The sequence below is a fragment of the Pseudoalteromonas sp. PS1M3 genome (assembly GCF_016865405.1).
Taxonomy (GTDB): domain Bacteria; phylum Pseudomonadota; class Gammaproteobacteria; order Enterobacterales; family Alteromonadaceae; genus Pseudoalteromonas; species Pseudoalteromonas marina.
On sequence record NZ_AP022624.1, the window covers coordinates 850,192 to 864,530 of the forward strand.

11 protein-coding genes are annotated in these 14,339 nt (G+C 39.9%); 9 read left to right on the forward strand and 2 right to left on the reverse strand.

Annotated features, from left to right (window positions below):
- The first annotated feature begins 71 nt into the window (after positions 1-71).
- The 4 genes from PS1M3_RS03940 to PS1M3_RS03955 all read left to right on the forward strand — a co-directional run bounded on the left by PS1M3_RS03940 (position 72) and on the right by PS1M3_RS03955 (position 5,314).
- Positions 72-1,979 (forward strand): DUF1800 family protein, encoded by a 1,908-nt coding sequence (locus PS1M3_RS03940; protein ID WP_203986362.1) that lies wholly within the window; start codon positions 72-74, stop codon positions 1,977-1,979.
- A gap of 10 nt (positions 1,980-1,989) precedes the next feature.
- Complete coding sequence (locus tag PS1M3_RS03945; RefSeq protein WP_203986364.1) at positions 1,990-3,330, forward strand: DUF1501 domain-containing protein; 1,341 nt, start codon at positions 1,990-1,992, stop codon at positions 3,328-3,330.
- Positions 3,331-3,418: 88 nt separating this feature from the next.
- Positions 3,419-4,132, forward strand: a complete 714-nt coding sequence (locus PS1M3_RS03950; protein ID WP_010557025.1) for a DUF1499 domain-containing protein — start codon at positions 3,419-3,421, stop codon at positions 4,130-4,132.
- Between the two features lie 135 nt (positions 4,133-4,267).
- Positions 4,268-5,314 carry an NAD(P)-dependent alcohol dehydrogenase gene (locus PS1M3_RS03955; protein ID WP_008132337.1) on the forward strand — a complete coding sequence of 349 codons (1,047 nt, stop codon included), beginning with the start codon at positions 4,268-4,270 and terminating at the stop codon, positions 5,312-5,314.
- 57 nt (positions 5,315-5,371) lie between these two features.
- Here PS1M3_RS03955 and PS1M3_RS03960 read toward each other — a convergent pair whose 3' ends face one another.
- The gene (locus PS1M3_RS03960) at positions 5,372-6,574 is read right to left on the reverse strand and encodes an MFS transporter (RefSeq protein WP_203986366.1); all 1,203 of its coding nucleotides are present in this window, start codon (positions 6,572-6,574) and stop codon (positions 5,372-5,374) included.
- A gap of 230 nt (positions 6,575-6,804) precedes the next feature.
- Between PS1M3_RS03960 and PS1M3_RS03965 the strand changes: the two genes are divergently transcribed.
- Positions 6,805-6,996: a helix-turn-helix transcriptional regulator gene (locus PS1M3_RS03965; protein WP_203986368.1), complete on the forward strand. Its 192-nt coding sequence runs from the start codon at positions 6,805-6,807 to the stop codon at positions 6,994-6,996.
- 108 nt (positions 6,997-7,104) lie between these two features.
- Positions 7,105-9,234, forward strand: a complete 2,130-nt coding sequence (locus PS1M3_RS03970) for a TonB-dependent siderophore receptor (RefSeq protein WP_203986370.1) — start codon at positions 7,105-7,107, stop codon at positions 9,232-9,234.
- Positions 9,235-9,265: 31 nt separating this feature from the next.
- Here the strand turns inward: PS1M3_RS03970 and PS1M3_RS03975 are convergent, their stop codons facing one another.
- Positions 9,266-9,436 (reverse strand): DUF2986 domain-containing protein, encoded by a 171-nt coding sequence (locus tag PS1M3_RS03975; RefSeq protein ID WP_082014437.1) that lies wholly within the window; start codon positions 9,434-9,436, stop codon positions 9,266-9,268.
- Positions 9,437-9,606: 170 nt separating this feature from the next.
- On the opposite strand from PS1M3_RS03975, the gene PS1M3_RS03980 reads away from it, so the two are divergent.
- From PS1M3_RS03980 to PS1M3_RS03990, 3 genes are all read left to right on the forward strand, one after another.
- Complete coding sequence (locus PS1M3_RS03980; protein ID WP_203986373.1) at positions 9,607-11,094, forward strand: dipeptidase; 1,488 nt, start codon at positions 9,607-9,609, stop codon at positions 11,092-11,094.
- Between the two features lie 380 nt (positions 11,095-11,474).
- The gene (locus tag PS1M3_RS03985) at positions 11,475-12,095 is read left to right on the forward strand and encodes an OB-fold-containig protein (protein ID WP_203986376.1); all 621 of its coding nucleotides are present in this window, start codon (positions 11,475-11,477) and stop codon (positions 12,093-12,095) included.
- A 62-nt stretch (positions 12,096-12,157) separates the two neighbouring features.
- Positions 12,158-14,260 (forward strand): SPFH domain-containing protein, encoded by a 2,103-nt coding sequence (locus tag PS1M3_RS03990; protein WP_203986378.1) that lies wholly within the window; start codon positions 12,158-12,160, stop codon positions 14,258-14,260.
- Positions 14,261-14,339 lie beyond the last annotated feature (79 nt).

Consider the following 14,339-nt stretch of genomic DNA (forward strand, 5'->3'; position numbering starts at 1 on the left):
TGTGTTTCAATTAATGCATTAAACTAAGTAGGCAATTGCTTACTTAAACCAAAATATCATGGCGATTTAACATGCATTATAAATTAGTTTTGATAGTAAGCTCAGTCTTTTTTCTTAGTGCCTGCGGTGGTTCTGGCTCAGATGATACTCCAACCGTTAATGGTAACAAACTTCCTTCTTTAACCCTGTTGGGCTTACCCAGTGATATCATAAAAAGCCAAACTATTGAGCTAAAAGCAACAGCCAGCGATGCTGACGGCAGCATCGCAAGTGTAATTTGGCAACAAACTTCGGGGCCTACTGTGTTAAGTGAGCCAGTAAACGCAAGCTCAGTTAGCGTTAAATTGGCTGATGCATTAACTTACACGCCTTCAGAGTATGCGTTTAATGTTACCGCGACCGATAACGAAGGGGCCACTACCGTTAAAACGGTCAATTTTTTTGCCCGCAATAGCATGGATGCATTTTCTGCAGCTCGGTTGTTGCATCAAGGAAGCATGGGGCCAACGCTTGTAGAAATACAAAACGCGCAAGGTCAAAGTGAGCTGCAATGGCTTGATGCCCAACTGGCATTGCCCATTAAGTATCATCGTGACTATATGGTGTTTACTAATGACGATGAAGATTTTAGGTATATAAGCCGAATAGACGCGTGGTGGAAAGCCGTAATGCAAAGCGACGATCAACTACGCCAGCGCGTGGCCTTTGCGCTGAGTGAAATACTTGTAGTGTCTGATCTCAATAACGATTTACGCTCTCAGCCAGAAGGCATGGTGACATATTACGATTTACTGCTAACGCATGCATTTGGTAATTTTCGTGATTTACTTGAGGCGGTAACTTTATCGCCAATCATGGGCACTTATCTTAGCCATTTGGGTAACGAAAAGGCCGATGATGCACTTAATATTCGCCCCGATGAAAACTATGCCCGTGAGGTTATGCAGTTATTTACTATCGGGCTTGATGAGCTAAACCAAGACGGTACCGCTAAATTAGACGCTAACGGTAATACTATTGCAACGTATGGCCAAGCAGAAATAGAAGGGTTTGCTCGTGTATTTACAGGGTGGACATTTGCAGGCAGTGAAACATTTAAGCGCAAAAGTCGCGACTATGTTGCGCCTATGCAAGCATTTGAAGAGTACCATTCACAAAAGCAAAAAACGTTATTAAACGGCGACATTATTCCCCAAGGGTATGGTGCGCAAGAGTCGTTACAACTAGCGCTTGATAATTTATTTAACCATCAAAATGTAGCGCCTTTTATCAGTAAGCAGTTAATACAACGACTAATTACATCAAACCCTACACCGCAATATGTAGAGCGAATTGCCAGTGTGTTTAATGATAATGGCGAAGGCGTTCGAGGTGATCTAGCAGCAGTAGTAAAAGCTATATATTTAGATGATGAAGCTCGTCATTATGGCAGTGTATTAAGCTACCAAGGTAAAATAAAAGAACCGCTTCTTAAAACAGTCCAATTTTGGCGAAACCTAAACGCAAGGTCACCCGAAGGTTATTACAAAACATGGAATTTAGTTGACCGATATGGGCAAGGACCTATGCAGTCGAGTTCGGTGTTTAACTTTTTTAGACCTGACTACCAGCCTGCTCAGTTGCGAACAAATTCATTAGTGGCTCCTGAGCTACAAATAGCCGGTGATGCAACGATTATAGGCACCATGAACGAGCACTTTGCCGATTTGGTGTGGAGTACTGCAGAGGCGCACACCGATTTAAATCCAAGCGGTATTTATGTTTACATCATTAACGATATGAATACCTTGCAAAACAATGGGGTTAACTACTTACTCGATCAATACAACGTACTGTATTTTGCAGGCTCTATGAGTAGTGACACACGCCAAGCATTATTAGATTTAGATGCCTATTTTGATGACGATCAATATCGCGAACGGGTATCGTATTTACTTTATATGATTGCTATTTCACCTGAATTTAATTTGCAGTACTAGGAGAGACATAATGAGCATTAATAGAAGACAATTTTTGTCGTTATGTTTAAAAGGCGGTGTATCGGCAGCCGCACTGACTAGTTTGCAACTACAAGCGCTTACAGGCTCTGTTAATGCAGTTGAACTAGGCGACTACAAAGCACTAGTATGCATTTTTTTATACGGCGGTAACGATTCACTCAACATGTTGGTACCCCTTGAAGGTGAGCAGCGTAGTTTGTACGAACAAAGCCGACAAAATTTAGCTGTTGCATCGCCAATTACTTTAAATACTGCAACCCAGTTTGCAGGTGGTGTAGGGTTGCATCCATCATTGTCGCCTATTCAACGTGTTTTTAATGAATCTAATTTAGCGTTTGTTGGTGGGGTGGGTACCTTGCTTGCGCCAACAAGTTATAACGATTACAAAAATAATGCAGTGGCGTTACCTAAGCACTTATTTTCTCATAATGATCAGCAAGCATCTTGGATGTATGGCCGTGAAAAACAGTCGCTGAACAGTGGTTGGGGAGCACGTTTGTTAGAGCGCTTAAATCAGCAGGATCAGTTTGCTGCCAATGTGTCGTTAGATGGAACTAATCTGTGGCAAACAGGCAGCCAAACAAAAGCGTTTGCACTAAATAAAAGTGGGATTAGTCGTATAAATGCATTTGGCGGTTATCAACCACGCACAGACCACGTAACTAACATTATGAATCGTATAATGGGCAATACTCATCATCCGCTTAGTGATGCTTATGCAAAAAGCTTTAATTCGGCTATTAACAATACTCAAACTATGAACAATGCGTTAGAGACTGCCCCAGAGCTGATAACACCATTCAGCGATTCTAGTGTTTCTCAGCAATTGGCCGCAGTGGCAAAAGCAATTAGTGTGCAGTCTACTTTAGCAACACAGCGCCAAGTGTTTTTTGTTTCAATGGGCGGGTTTGACACCCACGACAACCAATTAGAAACTCACCCGCTTTTGTTAAATTCATTAGCGCAAAGCTTGAGCGAATTTAATAGCGCAATGCAAGAGCTAAATATGGCAGAAAAAGTAACGACCTTTACGATGTCGGACTTTGGTAGAACGCTGACCTCAAATGGTGATGGCACCGATCATGGTTGGGCTGGCAATCAACTAGTAATGGGAGGAGCGGTTAAAGGAGGCGATATCTATGGTGAATTTTTAACGCAGCATTTAGACGGCCCGCAAGACGTTGGCAGTGGCAGGCTCATCCCAAGCGTGGCAAATGAGCAATACTTTGCCTCATTGGCGCAATGGTTTGGCGTTTCATCATCTGAATTGAGCGACATATTTCCTAATCTGACTAACTTTGATCGCACAACATTGGACTTTTTTATGTAATTAGTTGCTAATGGTAAACCATAATCAAGCACGCGCAGTATAAGTGCTGTTTACAAAATAACAATTACACACAAAATGGAGCACAAGAATGAAGATTTTAGTCAGCTTGGTGAGTTTAATCGCCTTTTTACTGGTTGTATTACCAGGCCCTTTATACAAGTTTGGCGTGGTTGATTTAGGCCTTGCTTTTACAGGCTTTAGATACGGCGTGTATGTGGGTGGTGCAGCACTTGTTTTACTGCTAGTACAGTTAATATTTATGCGTAAAACCGCTTCATTTGGTAGTGCTATCGTTGCTGTAGTATTTTCTGTGGTTGCTATTGCTATGCCGCTTAACATGATGAATAAAGCCAAAAATGTGCCGCCAATTCATGATATTTCAACCGACTTGGTTAACCCGCCTAAATTTGTTGCTATTGCACCACTTCGCGCTGACGCACCAAATCCAGTTGAATACGCAGGGGAAGAAACCGCGGTACAACAACGTAAAGCTTACCCAGAACTAACAACCCTTAACTTTGCACAGTCGCAAAGTGATTTAATTGCAGCAACCGAGCAAGCAATTAAAAATTTAGGCTGGGAATTGGTAAGCGCTAATAAACCACTTGGTTTAATAGAAGCAACAGACACCACAACGTGGTTTGGCTTTAAAGACGATGTTGTTGTTCGTATTGTTGATGAAGGTACTGAGCGTTTTGTTGATATAAGAAGTAAATCACGTGTTGGTCGCAGCGATTTAGGTAAAAATGCCGAGCGTATTAATACTTTAATTGACGAAATTAACGCAGAGCTTACTAAGTAACACTGCCTTAAATAGTAGTATGTGATTGAGCCCAAATAATATTTGGGCTTTTTTGTGGCTGCTTTTCAGTTTGTATTCACTCCTCAAAGTACATACTCAATGCGTTTTAAATTTTTAAACAACTATGGAGTTATGATGAAAACAGTAGGATATGCAGCAAAAAGCCAAGGGTCTGAGCTTACAGAGTTTGAGTTTGAACGCCGCGATTTACGAAATAACGATGTAGAAATTGAAATTTTATACTGCGGTGTTTGCCATTCAGATTTACACGCCGTTAGAAACGATTGGGGCGGTGTAAAATACCCACTCGTGCCAGGCCATGAAATTGTTGGCAAAGTTAAGTCGGTTGGTAGCGATGTTAAAAAATACAAACAAGGTGATACCGTTGGCGTAGGCTGTATGGTTGATTCGTGTAAAAGCTGCGATCAGTGCGACAATAATGAAGAGCAATTTTGCCGTGAGGGCATGGTTGGCACTTATGCCGGTAAAGACAGAGAAACCGGAGAAATGACCCAAGGCGGGTATTCTAAGCATGTTGTAGTTCGTGAAGAGTTTGTACTTTCAATACCACAGAATTTAGATCTCTCACGCGTAGCACCGTTGTTATGTGCAGGTATTACTACGTATTCTCCACTACATAAATGGGGCGTTAAAAAAGGCAGCCGTGTTGCAGTTGTAGGCCTGGGTGGCTTAGGTCATATGGCGGTAAAAAATGCCGTAGCAATGGGTGCTGAGGTAACTGTTGTTGGCCGAAGCGAATCTAAAAAAGAAGATGCTGTTAAACTTGGTGCCCAGCATTACTTAGTTTCAACAAATGATGACGAAATGAAAGAATCGCAGTCAGCATTTGATGTGATCATTGATACAGTGCCAGTTAAACACGACCTATCAATTTATACACCGCTATTAGATATAGATGGAGCATTAATTATTGTTGGTCAAGTGGGGCCTGTTGAAGAGTTAAATACAGTGCCATTATTAATGGGACGACGTCAGGTTGCAGGTTCACTTATAGGTGGTATAGCAGAAACGCAGCAAATGCTCGATTTTTGTGGTGAAAACAATGTATTACCTGAGTGTGAAATGATTAACATTGACGAAATTAACACTGCATACGAACGGATGGAAAATTCAGATGTACGTTATCGTTTTGTCATTGATATGGCGTCGTTAGATTCGTAAAAATTATTGATATGAAAGTAAAAGAGCGGCTTATCAGTCGCTCTTTTTGTGTTGTGATTAATTAACTGTGTTTAAATCGGGAGACTTATTAAGTTGTAAATAACTCAGCAACCACATTCCTAAGCCACCTAAAAATAATGCCGCAGCGACATAGCCAGTTTGATTTGGCGCAGCCCCTTTGGCAATCGCGATTCCACCTACCCACGGGCCAATTGCGTTTGCTGTATTAAATGCACATTGAACTAATGCGCCTATCATCGCGTGACCTTCAGGTGCTACATCCATTAGTAGGCTTTGAATTAATGTCGCTAAACCGACACTACAACCGATGAAAAAAATAACCGCATAAAGCACCCAAATATTATAACTTGCCGTAACATAAGCAAATGCAAAAATAATGGTGCATACAAGCGCAAAGCCAGTCGTTTTTATTGCCGACTTGTCTGCAGCTTTTCCTAAAACGTAATTACCCAGTGTACAGCCAATGCCAAACATTACCATTGCCACCGAGATAGTATAAGGCGCTGTATTTGTTACATCTAAAATGGTGTCAGCAATGTAGGTATAAATACAAAAAACACCACCAAAGCCAATAATAACAATGCCTAAAATTGACCATGCGAGCTTGTTTTTGAGCACACCAAACTCGTTTAATAAGTTAGAGGGTTTAGCGTTGTCTATGTTGGGCACGACTTTATAAACTAAAATAAATGCAACAAAAGCAATCGCTGCGGCACCAGCTAAACAGTAACGCCAACTTAAATTTTGGCCTACCAATGTTACAACGGGCACACCAACAATAGTTGCAATGGTTAATCCCATAAATACTTTTGACATAAAGCTGGCTCGTTTACCTTGCGGCGCAATATCAGATGCAAGCAAAATGGCAGCACCAAAATAAGCGCCATGAGGCAATCCACTCAAAAACCTAAATATGATTAACTGCTCTAACGACGTAGCCAATGCACTAAGCCCATTAGATACACACATTAAACTTAAAAAAATCAGCAGTGCTTTTCGTTTTCGCATATTAGCCGTTGTTAGCATTAACACTGGCGCGCCAACCACTACGCCCATAGCATAAGCGCTTATAGCATAACCACTTTGAGAAGGTGTAGTACCAAATGTTTCGCTTATAAGGGGCAACATTGGCATCATCGAAAATTCAGATAAACCTAAAATAAAGGTGCCTAACGCCAGCACAATTAAAATAGCCGTTTTATTTAGCTGATTGGGTATAGATGTAACATCAGGTTTCATAAACCCCCTTTGAATTAGATGTTTAAATATAAAAAAGTAACGCCAGAGCAAAAAAGCACTATGGGTTATAAATGCAAAAATTTTTGAAATGAATATAGAAAAACTTGAGGCATTTAGTTTAAGTTAAGCGGTAGGCTAAGTCATTAGATAGAGTTAAATAAATACGATTTATATTATTTAATTAGCACCTGCATACTTAACAAACGCTACAGCTGTGATGAGGGCGATGAATGAAAAACCGCTTAAAAGTACTCAGAGCTGAGCAAAATCTAACACAGGCTAAACTAGCTGAATTATTAAATGTATCGCGCCAAACCATTAATGCAATTGAAAAAGGTAAGTTTGATCCCAGTTTACCGCTGGCGTTTAAAGCAGCGCGGTTATTTGAATTAAAAATAGAAGATATTTTTGATGATGAATAACGCAGGCATATTTAAAATAAAATGAGCAAAGTGCGACAATTTGTCGCGCTTTTATTCTAGCCTCAAGAATTATAATTAGTCCAACTATTACAGTGGCATAATTATAAAATGGCAGATTTAAGCAACACTCCAAACACATATTTATTAACGCCTTTGGCTTTTTTTATAGGCAGCATATTTTCTTCAGCAGTCTTTGCAGCCGACACCTCTTTAGAAGTTATTGAGGTTCATGGACATTCGCAAAATAAACACCTTGCACTTGGCTCTGCAGAATCATTACTAAATGATTTAGGTGTGGATTTTTCTGCTGCAGGTGGGGTGTCTAATTTGCCTATTTTAAATGGCTTGATGGGGGATAGAGTAAAAGTATTAGTCGATGGGGCTGATGTTACAGCGGCATGTGCTAATCATATGAACCCTCCGCTTTCGTATGTTTCTGCTAATCAAATTACGGCTTATCATGTTATTGCGGGTATATCAGCGGTAAGTGCCGGTGGTGATAATATTGCTGGGGTAATAAGCGTTAATTCTATTTCACCACAGTACAGCGAAAGTAGTGGCCTAGGGTGGCATTCGGGTTATGTATCTGCTCAATATAATAGCGTAAATAATGCACGAAAAGTGGGCGTTGGGGCACGTATAACAAGTGATAATTTGAGCTTTAATTACCAAGGTGCATTTAGTGATGCTAAAAGTTATGAAGACGGAAATGGAAATTTAGTATTTGATACCTTATATCGCGTTCAAAACCATGCGCTTTCTGCAGCAATACGAGACGAAAAACAACAGTTTGTAATTAAGCTTACACATCAAAAAACACCTTATCAGGGCTTTGCTAATCAGTATATGGATATGACTGATAACACAAGTTATGGCGCTACAGCCCAATACAAGCGTGTATTGGAAAACAGTGAATTGGAAGCCCAACTTAATTGGCATGAGGTTAAACACGAAATGGGTTTTTTTAGCCTTGAGAAAACCGGCATGATGCCAATGAATACCGATGCGCGCGATATAAGCTCTCAAATTAAATGGCGTTTAAACTTAAATAGTAATAGTAGTCTATTACTAGGACAGGCATTTTATGATTACCGAATTGATGATTGGTGGTCTGCTGTTGAAGGTTCCGCCATGATGGGCCCTAACGATTACATTAATATAAATAATGGTCAGCGTAAGCGTATTGCAGCATTTGCAGAATTTGAGAGCCAAATAAATACTCAGTTGTGGTTAAATTCAGGTATACGTGTTGAGCATGTAAATACTCGTGCTGACAATGTTCAGCCATATAATGAAGGTATGGCAATGATGACTATGAGCGCCATGCCAATGCAGCCCAGTAACGCAAGTGCCGCTGCTGCTTTTAATAGCAAAGAGCACGATAAATCAGACACGGTGGTTGATATCAATGTATTACTTAATTATCAGCTTACTCATACTGACGAGCTACAGCTTGGTCTTGCTCGCAAAAACAGAGCACCTAATTTGTATGAGCGATACAGCTGGGGTGTGAGCAATATGGCAACCACCATGATTGGTTGGTACGGTGATGGCAATGGCTATATAGGCAACCAAAATTTAGAAGTAGAAACCGCGCATACAATAAGCTCTACTTATATTAAATCGGCTCAAAACGACGACTGGCAAGTAAGTGCTAACATTTGGTATACCAATGCATCTGACTACATTGATGCAGACATCGTCAGGTCTTTCAATCGATTTGGCTTAGAAAACACAACACGTAACATACTTAAATTTACTAATACGGATGCCGTATTGTATGGGGTTAAGTTAGATTTAGCCGCTAATATTCATCAATCTAAAGCACTCGGTAATTGGCAATTAAATGCCAATATTACTAATACACGTGCAAAGCGAGATGATACCAACCAGCCGCTTTATCAAATAAAACCACTGCATACTAAGCTTGCAATTAACCATCAACTCGGCCGCTTTGAAAATACGCTGTCGTGGCAATGGAATGATGCTAAAACACGCGTCGATAACAACCGATTAGAAAACCAAACCGATAGTTACAACACTGTAAATTTAGGTTCAAAAGCGTCATGGGGCGACTTAACGTTAAGTGCACAAGTGAGTAATTTATTTGACGAGTACTATCAACTACCGCTTGGTGGGGTGAGCATTGCGCAGCTTAAAAAAGGCGAAAGCACTGGTTTTGAGCAGCTCGCAGGGCAGGGGCGTTCGTTTAATATAGGGATGAGTGTCGCATTTTAAGGTGATTATATAATTTACAACTAAGAGCAGGTTACGGCTGCTCTTGGTTTTGTTCAATTTGGGTTGATTGTTCTGCTTGTTGTTCTTGCTTCTCGCGTTCTGCTTTTGATATATACGCGGGCTTATTACTTTTGTGTAATTTAGCGTTAGCGCGTTTGTCTTTCTTTTGAAACTTTGTGACTATTTTTTTACGACGATTCACACTGATTTACCCCAATTATTTTAAGCCGCTTATTATACCGCTATCCATATTAAAGCCGCCATATAAATATTTACACTTAATAGTTTGTTAAATTACCGCAAAGCGCTATTTGTAATGCTGTGTGGGCGCTATAATTAAAGCCCTTAGTTATTAATTAAATGGAATAAGTTTTGAAAAAGTTAGCTTTAGCCAGTGCTCTTTTGTTCGCGTTTAGCGCGCACGCACAGTTACATAAAAATATTGATAATGTTGCCGATTACGCTGTAAATACCTACCAAAATGCGCAAGTACACACGCTAACTAACTTAGTTGCTTTTCCTACAGTAAATAAAGATTCAATACCCGCACCACAAAACCCAGATTTTATTAACTTTAAATCGGTATTAAAAATGAAAGCTGCAGAGCTTGGGTTCGACTACCAAGACCTTGGTTACACCGTGCTTATTGGCATGGGTAAACAAACAGACAAGGTAACAGTGGTAACACACGGTGATGTGCAGCCAGCTAATGCGAGTAAGTGGAAGCAAAACCCCTTTATTATTGATACCTCTGAGCCAGGTAAATTAGTTGGCCGTGGTACCGAAGATGACAAAGGCGCTATCGCTACCGCGCTTTACGCCATGAAAGCGATTAAAGATAAAGGTATTGAGCTCAATAACCGCATTGAGCTGATGATTTATCTGGCTGAGGAGTCTGATTGGGGCCCACTTACTGAGTTCATGAAAACATATGAGCAACCAAAGTATGCAGTAACCATTGATGCATCATACCCGGTAGTGGTTGCTGAAAAAGGTTGGAGCTTAATTTCTCCTACATTTAATGCCATATCAGATCAAAAAGCAGTGTATGTAAGCGACCTTGCTGGTGGTGCTTTCAAAAGCCAAATACCAGAAGATGCAAGTTTAGTACTGCATAATGCAAACAATGCGCTAGTTAACCAACTAAAAACAAAAGCAAAGCAACTAAATCAAGTTGAATTTAACTTTAGTAAAAAAAATAACGCCATTGCCATTAATGTAAAGGGCATGTCTGCGCACTCATCTGAGCCCGAATCTGGCGTGAACGCTATTGCACATTTAGCCGAGCTATTTGATGGAATCGCACTTGAAAACAATAGCGATGGACAACTTATTAAATTTGTAAATCAACTGATAGGGTTAGATCTTCACGGTAAGCAGTTTGGCGATATTGCCTATAAGCATGACTTTATGGGCCCAATGACCGTAGCCCCAACCGTCATTGAGCGCAGCGGGAATAAACTAACGTTAGCTGTTAATGCTCGTCGCCCTGTTGGTAAAAGTGAAGATGTATTAAAGCAACAAATAGAGACAGCCGTTAATCAATGGCAAGCTAACAATAACGTTACACTCGAGAGTATAGATACAGTGATAGGTAATCCTATGCTGTTAGACAATGCGCCGCATGCGCAAAAGCTACTAGATATATTTAAGCACTTTACCGGCGACGAAAAAGCCGATTTTGTATCAATTGGTGGAGGCACTAACGCAAAACTATTTGATAATGCAGTATCGTTTGGACCTTCAATGCCTGGTAAACGTTATACAGGCCACTCTGAGCATGAATTTATTACACTTGAGCAATTAGAGCTTAATTTACGCATGTATACCGCAATGATGATTGAGCTAGGTAATATGTAAGTTATCAGTGTTTTAATATGAAAGCCGCCTTGCTTAACTAGTAAGGCGGCTTTTTTGTATCTGTTAAAGTTGGGCCACGAAGCGAATATTGTATTGATCGTAGTCATTATTATCGGTGTAACTTGCAGTGATATAGTAGCTATCGTTAAAAAGTCATACGTGCAGATAGAATACTTCAATCTAAAAGTAAGTGAGCTAAATTGACCGTTGAAAAATGCCTACAAATAGTGGGTTTATAATGAGGTAATTAAAATAGAGGTGAGCTATTTACAATTCTTTATAAACCAATGGCTAATTATTATAAAAAACTTAACAAACTCTCTTCAAAATGGTAAAAATCATACTGTGTAAATGTATTAATACAGATGGATAGCAGTAATATGGACTTTTTGAATTTAGCACTTACGTTTCCTACCATTATTTTCACGGCCCTGCTTTTGGTTGTAATCCTTTTTTGGATGATCACTTTATTAGGGTTTGCTGACATTGATATGTTTGAATCTGATTTAGACATAGAGCCCAGTTCATCTAATTCAAATAGCGCCCATTCAGCGTCAAACTTTGGTTTTGGCAGTATTCCTATTACGGTATCAATTAGTTTAGTGGTTATGCTTAGCTGGCTAATTAGTATTTATGCACATAAGTTTTTTGCTTACCTACTTGGTGATGGTGTTTTATTTTATGTGTTTGGCTTAGTGATGCTGGTAGTAAGCGCGATTATTGCTTTACCAATTGCAGTTATTATTTCAAAACCATTACAACGCTTTTTCTCAAGTGTAGAAACTTCTCGCAGTAGCGACTTATTGGGTCTTGAGTGCACGGTTGTTACTGGAAAGGTGACGCCAACGTTTGGTCAAGGCAGAGTTAATTTTCAAGGCACTGAGCAACTCATTGAAATAAGATCGCATGACGAATACCCCTTCAGCGCAGGTGATACGGTAATATTACTTGAGCATATAAAAAAGCAGCATTGTTATATTGTTACTGCCAAACCTTGGTAACACAACGCCGTTTTTTGCTGTAAATAACACATAATAAATTGATAATTACGTTAGGACATAACATGGAATTTTTAGATAACTTACTACCTATATTAACGTTTGTAGGTATAGCGATAGCGGTCATTTTTGCTATTTTGTTAATTGTTGGCAAGTTTTATCGCAAAGTGGAACAAGGCCAAGCTCTCATTATAAATAAAATGAAAAGTGAGCCAGACGTTACCACTACCGGTGGCATTGTTTACCCTGTTATCCATAAAATGGAAGTGATGGATATTTCAACAAAGCGCATGGTACTTGAACGTAAAGACAAAGGCGGCTTGATTTGTAGAGACAATATACGTGCCGATATCGCCATTACGTTTTATATTCGTGTTAATGAAAACAAAGACGATATTTTACGTGTAGCAAAGCAAGTAGGTTGTGCACGTGCATCAGAGCATGAAACGCTGCAAGAATTATTTGAAGCTAAGTTTTCAGAGGCACTTAAAACGGTTGGTAAGCGAATGGATTTTGTTGAGTTATTTACTCACCGAAACGAATTTAGAGACAACATTAAAGAAGTGATAGGGCAGGACTTATCTGGCTATACACTTGAAGATGTTGCCATTGATTATCTAGAACAAACGTCGATTGAAAAGCTTGATTCACAAAATATTCTTGATGCAGAAGGTATTCGCCGTATTACCGAAATGACAGCAGCGCAAAATGTATTAACCAATCAGTTAAAATGTGATGAGCGCGCAAAAGTAGAAATACAAAACCAAGAAGCCACTGAAAAATCACTTGAAATAGAACGCCAAAAACAAGATGCAATGTCGCGTCAAGTTCGTGAAATTGAAACCGTTAAAGCGCGTGAACACGCCGAAGCTGAAAAAGTACGCCACGAAGAGCGTTTAAAATCAGAACAGGCTCGAATTCAATCTGAAGAATCAATTGGAATTAGCGAGCAAAACAAGCAACGTGAGCTTGATATTGCAGAGCAAAACCGACTGCGAGTACTGGGTATTGAAGAAGAAAAAGTTTTACGCTCTCGTGAAATAGAAGTTATTGAACGAGAAAGAGAAACTGAAATTTTACGTATTAACAAAGAAAAAGCACTTGAAGTAGAACGCAAAGAAATTGCAGATGTAGTGCGCGACCGCGTAATAGTCGAAAAGTCGGTAGCTGAAGAGCAAGAGCGTATTAAAGATGTACAGGTTATAGCCGGTGCAGAGCGTGAAAAAGACGCCATTATAATCCGAGCTAAAGCAGAAGCAGAAGAAGCATTAGTTAAAGATATTGAAGCTGCTAAAGCGCAAGATCAAGCTGCTGAATTTAAAGCCCGTGAACTTGAAACAATGGCTAATGCAGAGCTGCGTATTGCTAATCAGCAAGCTGAGTCTAAAAAGATACTTGCCCAAGCACAACAAGTTGAAACAGCGGCACAGGGCTTAGCTGAAGCAGACGTAATTACAGCTAAAGCACAAGCAAACGCAATGCAGGGTGAAGTGGATGCTAAAGTATTGCGTCAAAAATTAGAAGCAGAAGCACAAGGTAACCGTGAAATAGGGCTATCTCAAGCGCAAGTACAAACAGCCATGGCTGATGCGAATGAGAAACAAGGTGAAGTTGAAGCCATTAACCTTGAACGTAAGATGCTTGCAGAGGCCAAAGGTCTTGAAGAAAAACTACAAGCGCTTAATGCGATGGACCAAGATGCCCGTGACTACGAAAGCTTTACAATGCAACTAAACCAGCAAAAAGAGCTAGTGCTGGCTAAAATTGAGGCAGGCAAAGACATAGCAGAGCATCAAGCTCAAGTGATGAGCAAAGCACTAGGCGATGCCGATATTAATATTATGGGCGGCGATGGTCAGTTCTTTAACCAGTTTATGAGTGCTATTAGCTTAGGTAAATCAATAGATGGTTTAGTAGATGAAAGCAAAACAGTACAAACTGTATTTAAAGATCACTTAAATGGTGATCGCAATTTAATTGAGGATTTGAAAGGAGTATTAGCGGGCGCTAACGGCTCAGCTGAAACCATGAAAAACCTTAATATGAGTAAATTATTAAAGCAATTGAGTAACACTACTGCTGCTGAAAAAAGCCAATTACTAAGTATGTTAGGGAGCAATATGGGCAGCGGCCTTGACGAGAAAATAAAACTCGATCCGCAAGACTAACTCCCTCTCAATCTATAGCCGTAATTTATAATTTACGGCTTTTTTGATCACACATACAAAAGTAATACTGCAGGAAAGG